At 67.7% G+C, this 19,437-nt stretch carries 19 protein-coding genes and 1 pseudogene; 16 read left to right on the top strand and 4 right to left on the bottom strand.

Annotated elements, in window-relative coordinates; translation table 11 throughout:
* Positions 1 to 78 precede the first annotated feature (78 nt).
* The 3 genes from WKR98_RS10465 to WKR98_RS10455 all read left to right on the top strand — a co-directional run bounded on the left by WKR98_RS10465 (position 79) and on the right by WKR98_RS10455 (position 2,652).
* Positions 79 to 1,005, top strand: coding sequence for a LysR family transcriptional regulator (locus WKR98_RS10465; protein WP_124688048.1), 927 nt, complete (start codon positions 79 to 81; stop codon positions 1,003 to 1,005).
* Positions 1,006 to 1,097: 92 nt separating this feature from the next.
* Positions 1,098 to 1,643 carry a peptide-methionine (S)-S-oxide reductase MsrA gene (msrA, locus tag WKR98_RS10460; protein WP_124688047.1) on the top strand — a complete coding sequence of 182 codons (546 nt, stop codon included), beginning with the start codon at positions 1,098 to 1,100 and terminating at the stop codon, positions 1,641 to 1,643.
* A 13-nt stretch (positions 1,644 to 1,656) separates the two neighbouring features.
* A complete protein-coding gene (locus WKR98_RS10455) occupies positions 1,657 to 2,652 on the top strand; it encodes a Bug family tripartite tricarboxylate transporter substrate binding protein (protein ID WP_341432878.1) in 996 nt (331 codons plus the stop codon).
* 134 nt (positions 2,653 to 2,786) lie between these two features.
* Here the strand turns inward: WKR98_RS10455 and WKR98_RS10450 are convergent.
* A pseudogene (locus WKR98_RS10450) lies at positions 2,787 to 2,942 on the bottom strand (response regulator transcription factor); the annotation flags it as partial.
* A 312-nt stretch (positions 2,943 to 3,254) separates the two neighbouring features.
* On the opposite strand from WKR98_RS10450, the gene WKR98_RS10445 reads away from it, so the two are divergent.
* The 3 genes from WKR98_RS10445 (at position 3,255) to WKR98_RS10435 (ending at position 6,368) form a co-directional block, all read left to right on the top strand.
* Positions 3,255 to 3,719 carry a tripartite tricarboxylate transporter TctB family protein gene (locus WKR98_RS10445; RefSeq protein WP_124688044.1) on the top strand — a complete coding sequence of 155 codons (465 nt, stop codon included), beginning with the start codon at positions 3,255 to 3,257 and terminating at the stop codon, positions 3,717 to 3,719.
* Positions 3,720 to 3,731: 12 nt separating this feature from the next.
* Positions 3,732 to 5,234 (top strand): tripartite tricarboxylate transporter permease, encoded by a 1,503-nt coding sequence (locus WKR98_RS10440; RefSeq protein WP_124688043.1) that lies wholly within the window; start codon positions 3,732 to 3,734, stop codon positions 5,232 to 5,234.
* A 231-nt stretch (positions 5,235 to 5,465) separates the two neighbouring features.
* On the top strand, positions 5,466 to 6,368 hold the full coding sequence (locus WKR98_RS10435; RefSeq protein ID WP_341432876.1) for an NAD(P)-dependent oxidoreductase: 903 nt from the start codon (positions 5,466 to 5,468) through the stop codon (positions 6,366 to 6,368).
* Positions 6,369 to 6,474: 106 nt separating this feature from the next.
* Here WKR98_RS10435 and mobB read toward each other — a convergent pair whose 3' ends face one another.
* Genes mobB through mobA form a run of 3 tightly spaced genes read right to left on the bottom strand, consistent with a single transcriptional unit; the run spans position 6,475 to position 8,889 of the window.
* Entirely contained in the window at positions 6,475 to 7,005 is a 531-nt protein-coding gene (mobB, locus tag WKR98_RS10430) for a molybdopterin-guanine dinucleotide biosynthesis protein B (RefSeq protein ID WP_341432875.1), read from the bottom strand.
* Positions 7,005 to 8,297, bottom strand: a complete 1,293-nt coding sequence (gene moeA, locus WKR98_RS10425; RefSeq protein WP_341432873.1) for a molybdopterin molybdotransferase MoeA — start codon at positions 8,295 to 8,297, stop codon at positions 7,005 to 7,007. The genes mobB and moeA overlap by 1 nt, the downstream gene beginning before the upstream one ends.
* Before the next feature lie 4 nt (positions 8,298 to 8,301).
* Positions 8,302 to 8,889, bottom strand: a complete 588-nt coding sequence (mobA, locus tag WKR98_RS10420) for a molybdenum cofactor guanylyltransferase MobA (RefSeq protein ID WP_341432872.1) — start codon at positions 8,887 to 8,889, stop codon at positions 8,302 to 8,304.
* Between the two features lie 113 nt (positions 8,890 to 9,002).
* Here mobA and apbC point away from each other — a divergent pair, with 113 nt between their 5' ends.
* From apbC to WKR98_RS10370, 10 genes are all read left to right on the top strand, one after another.
* Positions 9,003 to 10,091, top strand: coding sequence for an iron-sulfur cluster carrier protein ApbC (gene apbC / locus WKR98_RS10415; protein ID WP_124688038.1), 1,089 nt, complete (start codon positions 9,003 to 9,005; stop codon positions 10,089 to 10,091).
* Positions 10,092 to 10,102: 11 nt separating this feature from the next.
* On the top strand, positions 10,103 to 10,660 hold the full coding sequence (locus WKR98_RS10410) for a DUF3305 domain-containing protein (RefSeq protein WP_124688037.1): 558 nt from the start codon (positions 10,103 to 10,105) through the stop codon (positions 10,658 to 10,660).
* Entirely contained in the window at positions 10,657 to 11,307 is a 651-nt protein-coding gene (locus WKR98_RS10405) for a DUF3306 domain-containing protein (RefSeq protein ID WP_124688036.1), read from the top strand. The genes WKR98_RS10410 and WKR98_RS10405 overlap by 4 nt, the downstream gene beginning before the upstream one ends.
* 20 nt (positions 11,308 to 11,327) lie before the next feature.
* A complete protein-coding gene (locus tag WKR98_RS10400; protein WP_341432868.1) occupies positions 11,328 to 13,421 on the top strand; it encodes a 4Fe-4S dicluster domain-containing protein in 2,094 nt (697 codons plus the stop codon).
* On the top strand, positions 13,418 to 14,047 hold the full coding sequence (locus WKR98_RS10395) for a TorD/DmsD family molecular chaperone (protein ID WP_124688034.1): 630 nt from the start codon (positions 13,418 to 13,420) through the stop codon (positions 14,045 to 14,047). Before WKR98_RS10400 ends, WKR98_RS10395 begins: the two co-directional genes overlap by 4 nt.
* 119 nt (positions 14,048 to 14,166) lie before the next feature.
* On the top strand, positions 14,167 to 14,373 hold the full coding sequence (locus WKR98_RS10390; protein ID WP_341432866.1) for a twin-arginine translocation signal domain-containing protein: 207 nt from the start codon (positions 14,167 to 14,169) through the stop codon (positions 14,371 to 14,373).
* A gap of 15 nt (positions 14,374 to 14,388) precedes the next feature.
* A complete protein-coding gene (locus WKR98_RS10385) occupies positions 14,389 to 17,361 on the top strand; it encodes a formate dehydrogenase subunit alpha (RefSeq protein ID WP_341432864.1) in 2,973 nt (990 codons plus the stop codon).
* Positions 17,362 to 17,371: 10 nt separating this feature from the next.
* Positions 17,372 to 18,016: a formate dehydrogenase FDH3 subunit beta gene (fdh3B, locus tag WKR98_RS10380; protein WP_124688031.1), complete on the top strand. Its 645-nt coding sequence runs from the start codon at positions 17,372 to 17,374 to the stop codon at positions 18,014 to 18,016.
* A complete protein-coding gene (locus WKR98_RS10375; protein ID WP_124688030.1) occupies positions 18,016 to 18,249 on the top strand; it encodes a hypothetical protein in 234 nt (77 codons plus the stop codon). Before fdh3B ends, WKR98_RS10375 begins: the two co-directional genes overlap by 1 nt.
* Positions 18,250 to 18,261: 12 nt before the next feature.
* Complete coding sequence (locus WKR98_RS10370) at positions 18,262 to 19,428, top strand: formate dehydrogenase subunit gamma (protein WP_124688029.1); 1,167 nt, start codon at positions 18,262 to 18,264, stop codon at positions 19,426 to 19,428.
* Positions 19,429 to 19,437 lie beyond the last annotated feature (9 nt).

Below are 19,437 nucleotides of genomic sequence, written 5' to 3'. Positions count from 1 at the left end.
AAAGAAGACAGGGGAATTCGCCACGCCATGATCTAGAATGGCGCCCATGCTGTCGATGTCACAACTGTCATTCCCCTCATGAATCCTGTGCATATATCCCAGTTGGAGTTCGCACAGTTGCGGCTGCTCGACGCGCTGCGCGCAGGAGGCAGCGTCTCGCGCGCGGCCGACGCGCTGGGCCTGACCCAATCGGCGGCCAGTCATTCCCTGGCCCGGCTGCGACGGATCCTGGGCGATCCGCTGTTCGTCCGGACACCCGGCGGCATGGTGCCCACGCCCCGCGGCGCCCGTATCGCGGACGCCGCCCGCTCGGCCCTGGCCACGCTGGACGAAGCCCTGCGCGACGCCGGCAGCTTCGACCCGGCCACGACCGAGCGGATATTCCGCGTCTACATGAATGAGGTGGGGCAGATGGTCATGCTGCCCAGGCTGCTCGACCACCTGCGCCAGCACGCCCCGGGCATCGCGCTGAAGATAGGCACGCTGCCGGACCACCAGCCCGGCACGCGGCTGGAAAGCGGCGAGGTCGACCTGGCCGTCGGCCACATCACCGCCCTGAGCGCGGGTTTCCACCAGCGGCTGCTGTTCCACGAACACTATGTGTGCGCCGTTTCCCCGGACCATCCGCGCTTCGGCGCGGGCATGACGGAAACCGCCTTCCGCGAGGCTCGCCACGCCGTGACCGGTACCAGCGCGATGGCCCACCGTGTCGTCGAAGAGGCGCTGCGCCGGCACGGCATCGTCCGCCGCATCGGACTGGAAGCCCCGGAATTCATCGCCCTTCCCTTCGTCATCCCGTCGTCCGACCTGGTCGTCACCATGCCCGGCGGGCTGGCCGACCAACTGGCGGGGACCATGCCGCTGCGCATCCTGCCGCCTCCCGTGCCGCTGCCTTCGTACGAGATCCGGATGTTCTGGCACGAACGCGCGCACCACGACGCCGCCAATATCTGGCTGAGGAACCTGTTCGTCGAGCTGTTCCGACGGACGCGCGCCGCGGCCTGAACGCCGGGGCAAGCCACTCCGGCGTCCTGTCCGGAGCGCATACACTATCGTCATGGGCGCCCCTGGCGCCGGCTCTCTTCAAGAGGACGATCATGCCCGCACAAGTCGAGACAGCCGTGTTCGGCGGTGGCTGCTTCTGGTGTATCGAAGCCGTGTTCCAGCAGATCGAGGGCGTGCTGCGCGCCGATTCCGGCTATGCCGGGGGGCATGTGGACGGCCCCACGTACGAGCAGGTCTGCGACGGCGATACCGGCCACATCGAGGTCGTGACCGTGACCTACGATCCCGCGGCGGTCACCTATCACGAACTGCTGGAAATCTTCTTCGCCTCGCACGACCCGACCACCGTGGATCGCCAGGGCAACGACGTCGGGCCGCAATACCGCTCGGCCATTTTCTGGCAGTCCCCGGCCCAGGAAGAGGCGGCGCGCGAAGTCATCGCCGACCTGGAGGCGCGCCAGGTGTTCGGGTCGCCCATCGTGACCCAGCTGCTGCCGCCCGCCACGGTCTGGCCGGCGGAGGACTACCATCGCGACTATTTCCTGCGCAATCCCGGCCAGGGTTATTGCGCCTTCGTGGTCGCGCCCAAGGTGGCCAAGATGCGCAAGAACTTCGCCCACAAGCTCAAGCAATCCTGAAGGAACATCCCTCATGAACCGACGCCGGATCTTGCTCGCCTGCGGCGCGATGGTCGCGGCGGCCAGCCTGTCCGGGCCGGCCGCCGCGCAGGACGCCGCCTACCCCACGCATCCCGTCCGCTTCGTCGTGCCGTATCCCCCCGGCGGCCCGCTGGACATCATGGCGCGCGCGCTGGCCGAAAAAGTCCGCCCCGCGCTGGGCCAGCCCGTGGTCGTCGAAAACAAGCCGGGCGCCGGCGGCAACATCGGCGCCGACCTCGTCGCCAAGTCCGCGCCGGACGGCTACACGCTGGTGATGGGGGCAGTCGCCACGCATGCGATCAACCCGGCGCTCTTCCCTTCCATCCCCTACGATCCGGTCAAGGACTTCGCGCCCATCGTGCTCGTGGCGTCGGTACCCAACGTCCTGGTGATGAACCCCGCCACGTCCGCCAGGCTGGGCATCCAGACCGTGCAGGACCTGATCGGCTACGCGCGGCGCAACCCGGGCAAGCTCAACATGGGTTCGGGCGGCAACGGCAGTGCCGGGCACCTGGCGGGGGAACTCCTGAAGACCCGCGCCGGCGTATTTGCCGCGCACATCCCCTACGCCGGCGCCACACCAGCGCAGGTGGCGCTGATGAGCGGGCAGACCGACTTCATGTTCGACAACCTCGCCGCCGCCTCGCCGCTGATCGCCGCGGGCAAGCTCAAGGCCCTGGCGGTCACCACGGCGGCCCGGTCGCGCCTGCTGCCCGAGGTGCCGACCATGATGCAGACCGGCGTGCCGGACTTCGACCTGGGAACGTGGTTCGGGATCTTCGCGCCGGCGCACACGCCTGAAAACGTGGTGCAAAAACTCCATCATGAATACGCGCAGGCGCTCGGCAGCCCCGACATGCGCCAGCGCCTGGCCGGCATGGGCTCGGACGCCGCGCCCGGCACGCCCGCGTCGCTGGCCGCGCTGGTGCAGTCCGACCTGCGCAAGTACGCCGAGATCGTCAGGATCTCGGGCGCCAGGCTGAACTGAGCGGGAGGCCGGATGCAGGTCCGGCCCCCTGCTCAATCGGCGTGGAGATCGCAGTCACCCGCGCCGCCCTCGGCCACCCGCAGGCCCTGCATCTCGGCCACCACCGCCATTTTGTGCGTGTGCATCCGCCAGACCAGTTCGACCGCGTTGCGCACGCCCAGCTTGGCCAGCACCCGCGCGCGATGGACCTCCACGGTCCGGATGGAGATGCCCAGCCGGTCGGCGATCACCTTGTTGGCACGCCCCTCGACCAGCAGGTCCATGACTTCGCGTTCCCGTGGCGTCAGGGACTTGCCGCGTTCCCCGCCATCCTGCCACCCGTACATCGACTTCATCGTGCTCCCCCCTTCATTGATAAGCTTGTCATGGGTGGGGTCTTGCGCGCCCCGGGGGAAGTCTGGCACGACACTTCCGATGCGAAAAAGCTGTCAAGGCTGACAGGAGTCTGAACATCCTATTGATCAATTTGGCACAAAGTTGTGCCGATCCATCATTTTTCGGGAAAACCCCGACTCATTGCGAGCAATTTCGTTATTCACGCTTGCTTCGCGTGAGCTAACATGCCGGCCTTGCAAGTGAAGTCAGATAGGAGCCCACTTCCAATGCGCATTCAGTCAAAACAAAATTTCTGGTCCGGGGTGATGTTCGTCTGCCTCGGGCTATTTTTTGCCGGGTTCGCCGTCGAGTACCAGATGGGGACGGCAGCCAAGATGGGGCCGGGCTACTTCCCGTTCTGGCTGGGCGTGATCCTGGCGATCCTCGGCGCGATCATCGGCATCTCCGCCCTGTCGCCCAAGGCTGAACCCACCGAGATCGCGAAATTCAATCTCAAGACCACGGGCATCATCCTGGGCAACGTGGTGCTGTTCGGCATCCTGCTGCGTCCCCTGGGCGTGTATGTGTCGGCATTCCTGCTCGTGCTGCTGTCCAGCATGGCCAGCCACGAATTCAAGTGGAAAACGGCCATCATCAACGGCATCTGCCTGGTGATTGCCGTCCACCTCATCTTCATTGTGGGCCTGGGTCTGATCTTCCCGCTGTGGCCTTCGTTTCTCGGTTTGAACTAAGGAAAGCCATCCATGGAAGTGTTAGAGCACTTGGCCCTAGGTTTTGAAACGGCGCTTTCGTTTCAGAACATCATCTACGCATTTCTCGGTTGCCTGATCGGGACCTTGGTGGGCGTGCTGCCCGGCTTGGGTCCCGTTCCGACCATCGCGATGCTGCTGCCCATCACCTATGCGCTGCCCCCGGTGGCCGGCCTGATCATGCTGGCCGGTATCTACTACGGCGCCCAGTACGGCGGTTCGACCACCGCCATCCTGGTCAACCTGCCGGGTGAAACCTCCGCGGTGGTGACCTGCCTGGACGGCTACCAGATGGCGCGGAACGGCCGCGCCGGACAGGCGCTGGCCATCGCGGCCATCGGATCATTCTTCGCCGGCTGCGTGGGTACGCTGCTGATCGCCGCCTTCGCGCCCCCGCTGGCCGAAGTGGCGTTCCAGTTCGGTCCCGCGGAATACTTCTCGCTGATGTGCCTGGGCCTGGTCGGCGCGGTCGTGCTGGCGTCGGGTTCGCTGGTCAAGGCCATCTGCATGATCTTGCTGGGCCTGCTGATCGGCATGGTCGGCACGGACGTGAACTCGGGCGTGGCCCGCTTCTCCTTCGGCATCCCCGAACTGACCGACGGCATCGACTTCGCCGCGGTCGCCATGGGTGTGTTCGGCTTCTCGGAAATCATCAACAACGTCGAGCAGAAGGAAGAGCGCGAAGTCTTCCTGGACAAGATCGGCCACCTGTACCCGACCTGGAGCGACCTGAAGGAAGCCGCGCCCGCCATCATCCGCGGCACGGCCATCGGTTCGTCCCTGGGCATCCTGCCCGGCGGCGGCGCGGTGATGTCTTCGTTCGCCTCGTACACGGTGGAAAAGAAGCTCGCCAAGGATCCCTCCAGCTTCGGCAAGGGCAACATCCGCGGCGTGGCGGGTCCGGAATCGGCCAACAACGCCGGCTCGCAGACCTCCTTCATCCCGCTGCTGACGCTGGGTATCCCGGGTAACGCGATCATGGCGCTGATGGTCGGCGCCATGACCATCCACAACATCCAGCCTGGTCCCCAGGTCATGACCAGCAACCCGGACCTGTTCTGGGGCCTGATCGTGTCGATGTGGATCGGCAACCTGATGCTGGTGATCCTGAACCTGCCGCTGATCGGTATCTGGGTCAAGCTGCTGAAGGTTCCCTACCCCATCCTGTTCCCGGCCATCCTGCTGATCTGCTCGATCGGTGTCTACACGCTGAACTACAACGTGTTCGACATCTGGATGACGGCAGCCTTCGGTCTGATCGGCTACACCTGGTCCAAGCTGAAGTGCGAAGGTGCTCCCCTGCTGCTGGGCCTGGTGCTGGGTCCCATGATGGAAGAGAACTTCCGCCGCGCCCTGCTCCTGTCGCGTGGTGACTTCACGACCTTCGTGACCCGCCCGCTGTCGGCGACCCTGCTGGTCATCGCCGTCATCCTGGTGCTGATCGTGGCCTCTCCCACGATCCGCAGGAAGCGCGAAGAAACCTTCGTCGAAGACTGACGACACCAGCCGCTACAGCGGCTGCAAGAAAAAAGGCGCCTCCGGGCGCCTTTTTTCATTGCCGGGCCGCCCCAAGATGAAAAAGCGCCCCCTTGGGGGGCAGCGCCGCGGCGAAGCGGCAAGCGTGGGGGTCTTTTTTCTTGCGCGCGGCTCGGACATCGCTCCCTTCGCATCCGCCGGAAACCGGCATCCGGGACGCTATACACTTGCCTCTGGCAATGGAGAATCAGCATGGCATCGATTGGCACCAAGACCTACGACAGCACCTCCCCGCTCAACGTCAGCTTCATCGGCCTGGGCGTCATGGGCTTTCCCATGGCCGGCCACCTGGCCCAGGCCGGGCATGCGGTCCGGGTCTACAACCGCACCCCGTCCAAGGCTCGCGACTGGGTGCAGGAATTCGGCGGCAGCCACGCGCCGACCCCGCGCGAAGCTGCCCAGGACGCCGACATGGTCTTCCTGTGCGTCGGCAACGACGACGACCTGCGCAGCGTCGTGCTGGGCGCCGACGGCGCCCTGGCCGGCATGAAGGCCGGCGCGCTGCTGGTGGACCACACCACGGCCTCGGCCAAGGTCGCGCGCGAGCTGCACGCCGCGGCCCGGGACCAGGAAGTCGCCTTCATCGACGCGCCCGTCTCGGGCGGCCAGGCCGGCGCGGTCAACGGCGTGCTCACGGTGATGTGCGGCGGCGACGCCGAGGCCTTCGAACGCATGAAACCCGTGGCGCTGGCCTATTCGCGGGCGGTCACCCTGATCGGCGAATCCGGCGCCGGCCAGTTGGCCAAGATGGTCAACCAGATCTGCATCGCCGGACTGGTGCAGGGGCTGTCCGAGGGCATCGCGTTCGGGCAGAAGGCCGGGCTGGACATGCAGCTCGTCCTGGACGTGATCTCCAAGGGAGCGGCGCAAAGCTGGCAGATGGAGAACCGCGGCGCGACCATGGTGGACGGCCAGTTCGACTTCGGCTTCGCGGTGGACTGGATGCGCAAGGACCTAGGCCTGGTGCTGGACGAAAGCCGCAGCAACGGCGCGCGGCTGCCCGTCACGGCGCTGGTCGACCAGTTCTATGCCGACGTGCAGCAGATGGGCGGCAGCCGCTGGGACACCTCGTCCCTGATTAAACGGTTAGGGTAGGTCCCCCCCTACGCGCTTACGCGCCCCCCCAGGGGGCGGCACCAGCGGACCGGCAAAGCCGGATCCGCGGTGCCCCGGCAACCAACAGGCTGATGAATGGGGTCTGTTAAGCGCTCAGAGCGGCCAGGGTTCGATCTAGCGGCCAGGCCAGGTCCACGACCAGGTTGGCGATGCCGGGCAGGTCGTCCAGGTCGACGAAGGGCAGCGATGCCTGGCCCGCGGGCGGCACGTCGCTGGCGACGGCGCCTATGCTGGCGTCGTCGGGATACAGCCACGGCTTGCCGTTGGCGGCGCGGTGGATCTCGATCTTGACGTGCGGATCGCGCTTGAAACCCTCGACCAGGATGAAGTCGACGGGCGAAAACTTGTTCAACAGCTCGCCCAGGCGGGGCTCGGCCTGGCCGCGCAGCTCGTGCATCAGCGCCCAGCGGCTGCCCGAGGCGACCAGCACTTCCCCGGCGCCGGCCTCGCGGTGGCGATGGGAATCCTTGCCCGGCTTGTCGATGTCGAACGAATGGTGCGCATGCTTGAGCGTCGATACGCTATAGCCCTTCTCCCGCAACGCGGGGATCAGCCTCGTCAACAATGTGGTTTTGCCGGCTCCGCTCCAGCCGGCCAGCCCCAGGACGCGCGTCATCAGATCAATCCGTCGAAAGGCAGGACGTCGACCGGTTCGCCGGCCGCCACGTTGCCCTGCTCGTGCCCCAGCACGACCAGGCCATTGGCCTGGCTCATGCTGCGCAGGATGCCCGACCCCTGCGAACCGGTGATGCGCACTTCCCAGCCGCCGCCCGCGGCGGGCGTGACGATGCCTCGCTGGTATTCGGTCCGCCCCGGCTTCTTGCGGATGGCACTCGCGCTGGCCGCGCGCAGCATGGGCAGCGGCTGGGCCGGCGCGCCGGCCATGGCCAGGAGGGCGTCGCGCACCAGCGCGTAGAACGTCACCATCACGGCCACCGGGTTGCCGGGCAGGCCGAACAGGATGGCGCTGCGTCCGCCGGTGGCGATGCGGCCGATGGCCATGGGGCGGCCCGGCCGCATGGCGATGCGCCAGAACAGCACGTCGCCCAGCTTCGCCATGATGGCCTTGGTGTAGTCGGCCTCGCCCACGCTCACGCCGCCCGACGTGATGACCACGTCGGCCTGCGCGGCCGCATCGCGGAACGCGGACTCGAGCGCCTGTGGATCGTCGCGCACCACGCCCATGTCGAGCACGTCGACGCCCAGCCGCTGGAGCATGCCCCACAGCGTGTAGCGGTTGCTGTCGTACACGCAGCCCGGATCGAGCGTCTCGCCGATCGAGCGCAGCTCGCTGCCGGTGGAGAAGAACGCCACGCGCAGGCGGCGCCAGACCGGCACCTCGGCGCGGCCGAGCGAGGCCAGCATGCCCAGGTCCGCCGGGCGCAGCACGCGGCCGGCGGACAGGGCCACGTCGCCCCGGGCCAGGTCCTCGCCCGCCAGCCGGCGATTCTCGCCGGCCTTGACCGCGCCGGCGGGCACGACGATACGGTCGCCATCCTGCCGGACGAATTCCTGCGGAATCACGGTATCGAGCCCGTCGGGCATGGTGGCGCCGGTCATGATCCGCACGCACTGCCCGGGCGCGACGCTGCCCGTGTAGCCGTTGCCGGCCAGGCCGCTGCCCACGACCTGCAAGGCCGTGTCGCCGCCGGCGGCCAGGTCGGAACCATAGAACGCGTAGCCGTCCATGGCCGAGTTGTCATGGGCCGGCACGTCGATGTCGGACACGATGTCGCGCGCCAGCACGCGCCCCATGGCCGAGCGCAGCGCCAGCATCTCCACGCCCTCCACGCGCGGCACGAGCCGGGCGATGAATTCGCGGGCCTGCTCGACCGGCAGCGCGTTCGGGTCGTAGCCGCTGACACAGGACGAAATTTCTTCTAGCGAGGGAGCGGGCTTGTCGTTCATGGCATCAGAGCTGCTGCAATTCGGCGATCGTATTGGCGCCCGCGAAGGCCGCGGGGTCGTCGAAAAGGACCTCGACACAACGATGGGTGGCGGTCCACTTGTCGATCTTGCGCCCCCCCGTGGCGGTGAACGCCACGAGGCTGTCCAGCAGCTCCGCCCGCAGCATGCAGAACACGGGCTGGGTGCGCACGGCGCCGTCCTGGCGGGTGGCCACCATGGCGATCTCGGCGCCGGCCCCGGACAACTCGCCGGCCAGGCGGGCGACGAGGTCCTCGGGAAACTTGGGGGTATCGCAAGGCACGGTGACCAGGTAGTCGGTCTCGCAATGCTCGAGCCCGGTCAGGAATCCGGCCAGCGGCCCCGCGTAGTCGGGCAGCGCATCGGGCCACACCGGCACGCCCATGGATTCGTAGGCCGCCAGGTTGCGGTTGGCGTTGACCAGCACCTGTCCCACCTGGGGCCCCAGCCTGAGCAGCGCATGCATGGCCATCGGAATGCCCTGGTAGTTCTGCAGGCCCTTGTCGACGCCGCCCATGCGGCTGCCGCGCCCGCCAGCCAGGATCAAGCCGGTAATGGAGTCCTTGTCGATCATGCGGCTGAGTATAGACGAGGCGCCACGGATTTCGCCGCCCGCGGGCTGGTGGTCTAATATCCCTCATCGGCCTGCGACACGCAGCGTCCCACTTACGAGTCCGCCCCCTTCCCATGGCCACTTCCGAAACCCTGCTCCAGGCCCTGCAAACCGTCGTCGATCCCAATACCGGCAAGGATTTCGTCTCGACGCGCAGCATCAGGAACATCGAGATCAACGGCGGCGACGTCTCCTTCGACGTCCTGCTCGGCTACCCCGCCAAGAGCCAGGTCCCCGCCCTGCGCAGCGCGCTGATCGCGGCGGCCCGTGCCGTGCCCGGCGTCGCCAACGTCAGCGCCAACGTGCGCAGCGAGATCATCGCCCACGCGGTCCAGCGCGGCGTGCCGCTGCTCCAGGGCGTCAAGAACATCGTCGCCGTCGCCTCGGGCAAGGGCGGCGTGGGCAAGAGCACCACGGCGGTCAACCTGGCCCTGGCGCTGGCGGCCGAAGGCGCGCGCGTCGGCCTGCTCGACGCCGACATCTACGGCCCCAGCCAGCCGCTCATGATGGGCATCGATGCGCGCCCCGTCAGCGACGACGGCAAGACCATGGAGCCGCTCGAGAACTACGGCGTGCAGGTCATGTCCATCGGCTTCCTGGTGGCCCACGACGAAGCGATGATCTGGCGCGGCCCCATGGCGGTGCAGGCGCTCGAGCAGCTGCTGCGGCAAACCAACTGGAAGGATCTCGACTATCTGATCGTCGACATGCCCCCCGGGACGGGCGACATCCAGCTCACGCTCAGCCAGCGCGTGCCCATGACCGGCGCCGTCATCGTCACCACGCCGCAGGACATCGCGCTGCTGGACGCCCGCAAGGGCATCAAGATGTTCGAGAAGGTGGGCGTGCCCATCCTGGGCGTGGTCGAGAACATGGCCGTGCACGTGTGCAGCCAGTGCGGGCATGTCGAACACATCTTCGGCGCCGAGGGCGGCAAGAAGATGGCGGCCGAATACGACACGCCCTACCTGGGGGCGCTGCCGCTGGACATCAACATCCGGCTGCAGGCCGACAGCGGCAAGCCCTCCGTGGTGGCCGACCCCGACGGCGAGATCGCCGGCCTGTACAAGACCGTCGCGCGCCAGGTAGCCGTAGCCATCGCCGCCCGGAACAAGGACTTCTCGTCCAAGTTCCCCACCATCTCCATCAGCGCCGACTCCTGACCGAGGCCGCCATGACCAGCCAGGCTCCCCGCATCGACGTCGCCGTGATCATGCGCAAGGAGCGCGTCCACGGCCCGATGAGCCGGTGGCAGCCCTGGCGATGGACGCTGGCGGACGTGGTGGCCGACGAGCCGGCGTTCGGCGGCGCGCCCCACCGGCTGCGCAAGGACGCTCAAGGCGAGCTCTGGCTGCATCCCGGCTTCGCGGTCGAGCTGTTCAAGGACGACGCCGAGGGCTACTACCTGAACGCCACGACCGAGGCGCCCTGCTGGTTCGTGATGTGGCGGATGGAAGAAGCCCCCGGCCTGGACGACGAACCGCTGGCGCGGCCGGAGCTGGTCACGCTCAGCTACTATCACGCGGGCCGCCTGCTGGACGCGCAGGAAACCGTTGAACAAGTGCCCGCCCCCGCCGACATCGTGGGGTGGCTGCGCGGCTTCGTGGCGGAGCACTATGTGGCCGAGCCCAAGCGCAAGCGGCGCCCGGTCAGCTTCGTGCCGCTGCAGGACCGCTTCGGCAACCCGGCGTCGGTCAGTACCGGCAGGCGCAAGAACACCGAAGAGCCATGAACGACGACGGCGCAGGCTTCCTGGGCCGCTGGTCGCGGCGCAAGGCTCAATCCCGGACAAGCACGGACGAACGGGCCGCCGATGCCGGACCCGCGCCCGAGGCCGGGCCTGATCCGCGCGATGCCGCGCCAGGCGTGCCCGCCATGTCGTCCACGCATGCGCGCCCCGCCGACGAAACCCCGGCCCCCGGCCCGGGCGCGGCGCATGCGCCGGACACCGCCGACCAGCCCCCGCCCGCGCCGACGCGGGAAGACCTGGCGGCGCTGACGCACGACTCCGACTTCTCGCCCTTCATGCAGGCGGCGGTCGAACCCGACGTCAAGCTGGCCGCGCTCAAGAAACTTTTCTCCGATCCGCACTACAACGTCATGGACGGGCTGGACGTCTACATCGACGATTACTCCTCGCCCGAAAAGCTGCCCGAATCCACGCTCAGGCAAATGGTCAGCGCGCGCGTGCTGGCCCTGGTCCAGGACGATCCCGCCCCGCCTTCCGGCGATCCGGCACCCGGCCACGACCCCGCCAGCGAAGCGCCGGCCGATGATGACGCGCAGGGTTCCGTGCTAGAGTCTGGCGCATCCACAGGCCATACGCCCAGCGACGGCCAGACGCATTTCGACTTTCCCGAGCCCGACCCCTCCAGGTAGCCGGGCTCTCCAGAGCGCCCATGCCTACACTGATCTGCGACTGCAACAAGACCATGCCCCTGGACGCCGATGCGCTCGGCACGGCCCTGGACGAAAAGCTGGTTCTGCACTCCACGCTCTGCCGCCACGAAGCCGGCGCCTTCCAGCAGGCCGTGACCGGCAGCGCGCCCGTCACCGTCGCCTGTACCCAGGAAAAGCGCCTGTTCGCCCAGATCGGCGAACACACCGAGGCCGCCGTCGCCCCGGTGCGCTTCGTCAACATCCGTGAAACCGGAGGCTGGAGCCGCGACGCCTCGCAGGCCATGCCCAAGCTTGCCGCGCTGCTGGCGGCCGCTCGGCTGCCGGATCCCGAACCGGTCCCCACGGTCAGCTATCGCAGCGCGGGCCGCCTGCTCATCGTCGGCCCGCTGGACGAAGCCGAACGCGCCGCGGCCATGCTGGACGACACGCTCGAGGTCACGATCTTCGCGCGCGGCCCCGGCGCGGCGGGCGCGAACCAGGAACGGCGCCATCCCGTGCTGGCGGGCCGCGTGGAATCGCTGCAAGGCTGGCTGGGCGCATTCGACCTGGCCTGGGTGCAGGACAACCCCATCGACCTCGACCTGTGCACGCGCTGCAATGCCTGTCTTGCCGCGTGTCCCGAAGGCGCGATCGGCCTCGACTACCAGATCGACCGTGACCGCTGCCGCGACCATCGCGCCTGCGTGGCATCCTGTACGACCGCGGGCGCGATCGACTTCGCCCGCTCCCCGGAACGGCAGGAAGCGCGCTTCGACCTGGTCCTGGAGCTGGGTGGCCGCACGCTGTTCGAGCAGCACGCGCCGCCGCAGGGCTATTTCGCCTGGAACGGCGCGGACCCGATGCCGCTCCTGCGCTTGCGCGAGCTGGTCGGCGAATTCGAGAAGCCCAAGTTCTTCGACTACAAGCAGTCGCTATGCGCGCACAGCCGCAACGACACGGTCGGCTGCCGCGCCTGTATCGACATCTGCTCGGCCCGCGCCATCGAGAGCGACAAGGCGCGCCAGCAGATCAAGGTCAATCCCAACCTGTGCGTGGGCTGCGGCGCCTGTACCACCGCGTGTCCGACCGGCGCGATCACCTATGCCTATCCGCGCATGACGGACCAGGGCACGGTGCTGCGCACGCTACTGTCCACCTACACACGCGCCGGCGGCCAGGCCCCCGTCGTGCTGGTGCACAGCCAGGAGGCCGGCCGCGCGCTGATCGAGCGCCTGGGCCGCGACGCCAGCCTGGGCAGGGCCCAGGGCCTGCCCGCCAATGTCATCCCGCTGGGCGTCTGGCATACCGCCAGCCTCGGCCTGGAAGCGTGGCTGGGCGCCGTCGCGCTGGGCGCCTCGCAGATCGCGATCCTGGCCACGGCCGAGGAAGCGCCGCAGTACCTGGACAATCTGGCCGCGCAACTCGCGCTGGGCCAGGCCATCCTCGACGGCCTGGGCTATCCGGGACCGCACCTGCACCTGCTGCGCCCCGATACGCCGCAGGCGCTGGATGCGGCGCTGCGCGAACTGGCGGCGCGCCGCCCCGGCGTACCGGCCGCGCCGGCGCGCTTCGCCATGGTGCGCGAGAAACGCAGCACGCTGGACCTCGCGCTGGACCACCTGATCGCCCACGCCCCGGCCGCGCGGGACGAGATCGCGCTGCCCGGCGGCCCGCCGGGCAGCGGCTCGCCCATCGGCAGCCTGGCCATCGACAAGGACGCCTGTACGCTGTGCATGAGCTGCGTGGGAGCCTGTCCGCCCAGCGCGCTGCTCGACAACCCGGACGCGCCCCAACTGCGCTTCCTGGAAAAAAACTGCGTGCAGTGCGGCCTGTGCGTCGAGACCTGCCCCGAGGATGCGCTGGCCCTCGTGCCGCGCCTGCTGCCCACGCCCGAGCGCGCCCGGACCCGCGTGCTGAACGAGACCACCCCCTATCACTGCGTGCGCTGCGGCAAGGCCTTCGGCACGCAGAAGGCCATCGAGGCCATGCTGGACCGGCTGGGCAGCCACCCGATGTTCCAGGGCGCGGGCCAGGAACGACTGAAGATGTGCGGCGACTGCCGCGTGATCGACCTGTACTCGGGCGCCAGCCAGGCGCGCATCACGGACCTATGAACGCATCCATTTCCCCCGCCGACATCGGCTCGGCCTCGCTCGACGAAGAGATCGCCCGGGCCGAACTCTACGGCGTGCTGGCGCGCCTGTTCTACGCGCCGCCCGACGCCGCCTTCGCGGCCAGCCTGCGCGCGGCCGCCACCGACGCCCCGATGGCGGGCGCCTTCCTGGAAACCCCGTGGCGCGATCTCGTGGCCGCCGCCCAGGCCGCCGACGACACGGCGCTGCGCGACGAGTACGAAACCTTGTTCGGCGGCCTGGGCAAGCCCGAGGTCTACCTGTACGGGTCGCACTACCTGAACGGCTTCCTGAACGAGAAATCGCTGATCGGGCTGAGGAACGACCTCGCCGCCCTGGGCCTGGCGCGGGATCCGGCCATGCCCGAGACCGAGGATCACATCGCCTACCTGTGCGAGGTCATGCGCTACCTGATCGCCGGAGACGACGCCGGCCAATGCCACCTGGCCAACCAGCGGAAATTCTTCGGCGACCATCTGCTGCCGTGGGTGCCCGCCATGTGCGACGCCCTGTCGGCCCACCCGCGCGCCCGCTTCTACGCGGCGCTGGGCGAATTCACGCGGGCCTTCGCCAGCGTGGAAGCACAGGGCTTCGACATGCTGCCCTGACGCGCCACGGTCGAGGGTATACCCGAGGCCCGGAACGGCCCGCGGCATTGCCTGTAACCGGTTACCGGGGGTACAGTATGCACAGCACTTCATATCTGCCAGCCCCAACGGAGACAGAGATGCCCAAGACCGCCGCCAACCTATCCCGCCGGGGTTTCTTCGTAGGTGCCGCCACAGCGGGCGCCGCTGCCGTCGGCGCCGCCGTCGCGCCCTCGCTGCGCCCCGACCCGGCCCCGCAGGCCGACGCCAGGCCCGCCCCCGAACGGGGCGGCGGCTACAGCGTGACCGATCACGTCAAGCGCTACTACAAGTCCACGCTGGTCTAACCACCGGAGCACGGCATGTTGCTGACCAAGAAAACGGGCGCCGGCGACTCCGGCGCATCTTCATCCTCGTTCGTCCACAGCCTGCGCCGCGGCATGGCCCACGCGCTGCCCACCATGGACCGCCGCACCTTCCTGCGCCGCTCGGGCCTGGGCGTCGGCGCGGGGCTCGCCGCCACGCAGCTCGGCCTGGTCAGGAAGGCCGGCGCGGCCGACGGCGACCAGAAGGCCGGCATGGGCAAGGGCAAGGTCGAAGTCAGGCGCACCGTCTGTACGCACTGTTCGGTGGGCTGTTCGATCGACGCCGTGGTCGAGAACGGCGTCTGGGTCCGCCAGGAACCGGTGTTCGATTCGCCCATCAACCTGGGCGCGCACTGCGCCAAGGGCGCCTCGGTGCGCGAGCACGGCCACGGCGAGCACCGCCTGCGCTATCCGATGAAGCTGGTCGACGGCAAGTACCAGCGTATCAGCTGGGATACCGCGCTGGAGGAAATCTCGGCCCGCATGCTGCAGTTGCGCAAGGAAACCGGCCCGGACTCGGTCTACGTGATCGGCTCGTCCAAGCACAACAACGAGCAGTCCTACCTGCTGCGCAAGTTCATGAGCTTCTGGGGCAGCAACAACTGCGACCACCAGGCGCGCATCTGCCACTCGACCACGGTCGCCGGCGTAGCCAATACCTGGGGCTACGGGGCCATGACCAACTCGTACAACGACATGCAGAACTCGAAGGCTGCGTTGTACATCGGCTCGAACGCCGCCGAGGCCCACCCGGTGTCCATGCTGCACCTGCTGCACGCCAAGGAAAAGGGCTGCAAGGTCATCGTCGCCGACCCCCGCTTCACCCGCACGGCCGCCAAGGCCGACCACTACGTCCGCATCCGGTCCGGCACCGACATTCCCTTCCTGTTCGGCGTGCTGTACCACATCTTCAAGAACGGCTGGGAAGACAAGAAGTACATCAACGACCGCGTCTACGGCATGGACCAGGTCAAGGCCGACGTCCTGGCCAAGTGGACGCCGGACAAGGTCCTGGATGCCTGCGGCGTGGACGAGGCCACCTGCTACAACGTCGCCAAGACCATGGCCGAGAACCGCCCCAGCACGCTGGTGTGGTGCATGGGCCAGACCCAGCACAGCATCGGCAACGCCATGGTGCGCGCCTCCTGCATCGTGCAGCTCGCGCTGGGCAACGTCGGCGTCTCCGGTGGCGGCGCCAACATCTTCCGCGGCCATGACAACGTGCAAGGCGCGACCGACATCGGCCCCAACCCCGATTCGCTGCCCGGCTACTACGGCCTGGCCGAGGGCTCGTGGCGCCACTACGCCAAGGTCTGGGACGTCGACTACGACTGGATCAAGGGCCGCTACGCCTCGCCCGCGATGATGACCAAGTCGGGCATCACCGTCTCGCGCTGGATAGACGGCGTGCTGGAAAAGAACGACGTCATCGACCAGGACTCCAACCTTCGCGCCGTCTTCTACTGGGGCCACGCGCCCAACTCGCAGACGCGCGGCCTGGAAATGAAGCGGGCCATGGACAAGCTCGACCTGCTGGTCGTGGTCGATCCGTACCCGTCGGCCACCGCCGCCATGGCGGCCATGCCCGGCAAGAGCGAAGACCTGAATCCCAACCGCGCCGTCTACCTGCTGCCGGCGGCCACGCAGTTCGAGACCAGCGGCTCCTGTACCGCCTCGAACCGCTCGCTGCAATGGCGCGAGAAGGTCATCGATCCGCTGTGGGACAGCCGCACCGACCACATGATCATGTACCAGCTCGCGCAGAAACTCGGCTTCGGCGCCGAGCTGTGCAAGAACTACAAGATGCAGAAGGTCAAGGGCCTGGACGAGCCGGTGATCGAGGACATCCTGCGCGAAATCAACCGCAGCAACTGGACCATCGGCTACACCGGCCAGAGCCCGGAACGGCTCAAGGCCCACATGCGGCTGATGCACGCCTTCGACGTCAAGACCCTGCGCGCCAAGGGCAGCGTGGTCGACAAGGAAACCGGCTACGACATCCAGGGCGACTACTTCGGCCTGCCCTGGCCCTGCTTCGGCACGCCCGAGCTCAAGCACCCCGGTTCGCCCAACCTGTACGACACCTCCCGCCACGTCATGGACGGCGGCGGCAACTTCCGCGCGAACTTCGGCGTGGAACGCAACGGCGTCAACCTGCTGGCCGAAGACGGCTCGCACTCCAAGGGCGCCGACATCCCCACCGGCTATCCGGAATTCGACCACGTGCTGATGAAGAAGCTCGGCTGGTGGGACGAACTGACCGATGCCGAGAAGGCCGCGGCCGAGGGCAAGAACTGGAAGACCGACCTGTCCGGCGGCATCATCCGCGTGGTGATGAAGAACCACGGCTGCTACCCCTTCGGCAACGCCAAGGCACGCGCGGTGGTCTGGAACTTCCCCGACCCCATCCCGCAGCACCGCGAACCGATCTACGGCACGCGCCCCGACCTCGTCGCCAAGTACCCCACCCACGACGACATGAAGACCTTCTGGCGCCTGCCGACGCTGTACAAGTCGCTGCAGCAGAAGAACGTCGAGGACAAGCTGTACGAGAAATTCCCCATCATCCTGACCTCCGGCCGCCTGACCGAATACGAGGGCGGCGGCGACGAGACCCGGTCCAACCCCTGGCTGGCCGAGCTGCAGCAGGAAAGCTTCGTCGAAATCAACCCGAAGGCGGCCGCCGAACGCGGCATCACCAACGGCTCACGCTGCTGGGTGGTCACGCCCACCGGCGCGCGGCTCAACGTGCAGGCCCTGGTCACCGAACGGGTCGGGCCCGACACCGCCTTCATGCCCTTCCATTTCGCCGGCCGCTGGCAAGGCAAGGACCTCCTGGCCTACTACCCCGAGGGCGCGGCCCCCGTCGTGCGCGGCGAAGCGGTCAACACCGGTACCACCTACGGCTACGACAGCGTCACCATGATGCAGGAAACCAAGACCACCATCTGCAACATCGAGAAGGCATAAGGAGCGCGCCATGGCCAGAATGAAGTTTATCTGCGATGCGGAGCGCTGCATCGAATGCAATGCCTGCGTCACCGCCTGCAAGAACGAGCACGAAGTGCCGTGGGGCGTGAACCGCCGGCGCGTGGTCACGCTGAACGACGGCGTGCCGGGCGAGAAATCCATCTCGGTGGCCTGCATGCACTGCAGTGACGCGCCGTGCATGGCGGTCTGCCCGGTCAACTGCTTCTACCACACCGACGAAGGCGTGGTGCTGCACAACAAGGACACCTGCATAGGCTGCGGCTATTGCTCGTACGCCTGTCCGTTCGGTGCCCCGCAGTTCCCCTCGCAGGGCACCTTCGGCGTGCGCGGCAAGATGGACAAGTGCACCTTCTGCGCCGGCGGTCCCGAGGCCCATGGCAGCGAGGCCGAGTTCGAAAAATACGGCCGCAACCGGCTGGCCGAGGGCAAACTGCCCGCCTGTGCCGAGATGTGCTCGACCAAGGCGCTGCTGGGCGGCGACGGCGACGTGATCGCCGACATCTTCCGCACCCGCGTCGTCGCGCGCGGCAAGGGCGCCGAAGTCTGGGGCTGGGGCACCGCCTACGGCTCCAAGCAGGCCGGCCAGCCGCCGCAGAATCCCCAGCCGGGCGGTACAACCACCGGAGGCAAGTGATGAAAGCCAGCGTCTTTCTCGCCATCCTGCTCGTTTTCGGCACCGCCGCCTGCACCGAACGGGAGCAGTCGCTCTACCAGGGCAAGGTCCAGAACGGCGAGCCCGCGTACAAGGGCACCGGCGTCTCGGCCTTCACCGCGCCGGGCTGGACGCCGGGCGACCGGAACAGCTGGGCACAGGAACTCAAGTCCCGGACCCAGCAAGGCCAGAACGAATACAACCGGGTGAACTGACCGGAGGTCGCCATGATACGGTCGCTACTTGCCGCGCTCGCCCTGTTCGGCGCCATGCTGGCATCCCCCGCCACCCTGGCGGCGGATGCCGCGCAGCCCCCCGCCGGCACCTCGATGGGTGCCATCCAGAGCGCCAACATCTTCGAGGTCAAGCCCGACGCCAGCCAGGACCCGGGCTATGCCGACCAGACCAACGCCGAACGCGCCAAGGTCCAGCCGGGCAACAACGCGCCGAACTGGCGCCTGGTCAATTCCGGCCAGCCCGGCTATAGCAGCCTGCCGCGCAGCGAGGCCCCGGAAGCCGGCGTGCTGATCCAGCGCTTCGTGCAGTACCCGGGCTCGAAATACACCTCGGCCGGCGAAGCCTGGCGGCAGGTGCGCAACAACTGGCTGATCCCCTATGGCGGTTCGCTGCTGCTGATCGTGCTGGTCGCCATCGCGCTGTTCTACTTCACCAAGGGGCCTCTTACGGTCCACGGCGCCGAAACCGGCCGCAAGATCGAACGCTTCACGTATTTCGAACGGGCGGCTCACTGGGTCAATGCCATCGCATTCGTGATCCTGGCGATCTCGGGTCTGATCATGGCCTTCGGCAAGTTCTTCCTGCTGCCCATCATGGGCAGCGCCCTGTTCGGCTGGATGACCTGGGTGCTCAAGACCGGCCACAACTTCGTGGGCCCGCTGTTCGCGGTCTCGCTGGTGGTGGTCTTCCTTACCTTCATCCGCGACAACCTGCCCACGCGCGACGACATGGTCTGGCTGCGCAAGGGCGGCGGCCTGTTCAACGGCCAGCACGTTCCCACCGGCCGCTTCAACGCCGGGGAAAAGCTCGTGTTCTGGGGCGGCGTGCTGTTCCTGGGCTTCATCGTCATCGGGTCCGGGCTGGTGCTGGACCGGGTCATTCCCGGTCTGGTCTACACCCGCGGCACCATGCAGATCGCCCACATGGTCCACGCCGTGGCGACCATCCTGATGATGTGCATGTTCCTGGGCCACATCTACCTGGGCACCCTAGGCATGAAAGGCGCCTACAAGGCCATGAAGACCGGCTACGTGGACGAGGCCTGGGCCCGCGAGCACCACGAACTCTGGTACAACGACATCCAGGCGGGCAAGATCCCCGCCCAGCGCACCCAGCCTGCGCAGAAGAAGCCGGACACCCGGCCGGCGAACGCCTGAACCCGCCGG

The sequence above is a fragment of the Pigmentiphaga sp. YJ18 genome (assembly GCF_038066655.1).
In the GTDB taxonomy this organism is placed as follows: domain Bacteria; phylum Pseudomonadota; class Gammaproteobacteria; order Burkholderiales; family Burkholderiaceae_B; genus Pigmentiphaga.
The sequence above is the reverse complement of the archived record's forward strand: the minus strand, read 5'-3'. Positions and strand labels throughout refer to the sequence as shown.

Bases quoted from the DNA above. Each gene is read 5' to 3' on its own strand.
- WKR98_RS10465 (WP_124688048.1), top strand. From the start codon at position 79: ATGAATCCTGTGCATATATCCCAGTTGGAGTTCGCACAGTTGCGGCTG.
- msrA (WP_124688047.1), top strand. From the start codon at position 1,098: ATGCCCGCACAAGTCGAGACAGCCGTGTTCGGCGGTGGCTGCTTCTGG.
- WKR98_RS10455 (WP_341432878.1), top strand. From the start codon at position 1,657: ATGAACCGACGCCGGATCTTGCTCGCCTGCGGCGCGATGGTCGCGGCG.
- WKR98_RS10445 (WP_124688044.1), top strand. From the start codon at position 3,255: ATGCGCATTCAGTCAAAACAAAATTTCTGGTCCGGGGTGATGTTCGTC.
- WKR98_RS10440 (WP_124688043.1), top strand. From the start codon at position 3,732: ATGGAAGTGTTAGAGCACTTGGCCCTAGGTTTTGAAACGGCGCTTTCG.
- WKR98_RS10435 (WP_341432876.1), top strand. From the start codon at position 5,466: ATGGCATCGATTGGCACCAAGACCTACGACAGCACCTCCCCGCTCAAC.
- mobB (WP_341432875.1), bottom strand. From the start codon at position 7,005: ATGACGCGCGTCCTGGGGCTGGCCGGCTGGAGCGGAGCCGGCAAAACC.
- moeA (WP_341432873.1), bottom strand. From the start codon at position 8,297: ATGAACGACAAGCCCGCTCCCTCGCTAGAAGAAATTTCGTCCTGTGTC.
- mobA (WP_341432872.1), bottom strand. From the start codon at position 8,889: ATGATCGACAAGGACTCCATTACCGGCTTGATCCTGGCTGGCGGGCGC.
- apbC (WP_124688038.1), top strand. From the start codon at position 9,003: ATGGCCACTTCCGAAACCCTGCTCCAGGCCCTGCAAACCGTCGTCGAT.
- WKR98_RS10410 (WP_124688037.1), top strand. From the start codon at position 10,103: ATGACCAGCCAGGCTCCCCGCATCGACGTCGCCGTGATCATGCGCAAG.
- WKR98_RS10405 (WP_124688036.1), top strand. From the start codon at position 10,657: ATGAACGACGACGGCGCAGGCTTCCTGGGCCGCTGGTCGCGGCGCAAG.
- WKR98_RS10400 (WP_341432868.1), top strand. From the start codon at position 11,328: ATGCCTACACTGATCTGCGACTGCAACAAGACCATGCCCCTGGACGCC.
- WKR98_RS10395 (WP_124688034.1), top strand. From the start codon at position 13,418: ATGAACGCATCCATTTCCCCCGCCGACATCGGCTCGGCCTCGCTCGAC.
- WKR98_RS10390 (WP_341432866.1), top strand. From the start codon at position 14,167: ATGCCCAAGACCGCCGCCAACCTATCCCGCCGGGGTTTCTTCGTAGGT.
- WKR98_RS10385 (WP_341432864.1), top strand. From the start codon at position 14,389: ATGTTGCTGACCAAGAAAACGGGCGCCGGCGACTCCGGCGCATCTTCA.
- fdh3B (WP_124688031.1), top strand. From the start codon at position 17,372: ATGGCCAGAATGAAGTTTATCTGCGATGCGGAGCGCTGCATCGAATGC.
- WKR98_RS10375 (WP_124688030.1), top strand. From the start codon at position 18,016: ATGAAAGCCAGCGTCTTTCTCGCCATCCTGCTCGTTTTCGGCACCGCC.
- WKR98_RS10370 (WP_124688029.1), top strand. From the start codon at position 18,262: ATGATACGGTCGCTACTTGCCGCGCTCGCCCTGTTCGGCGCCATGCTG.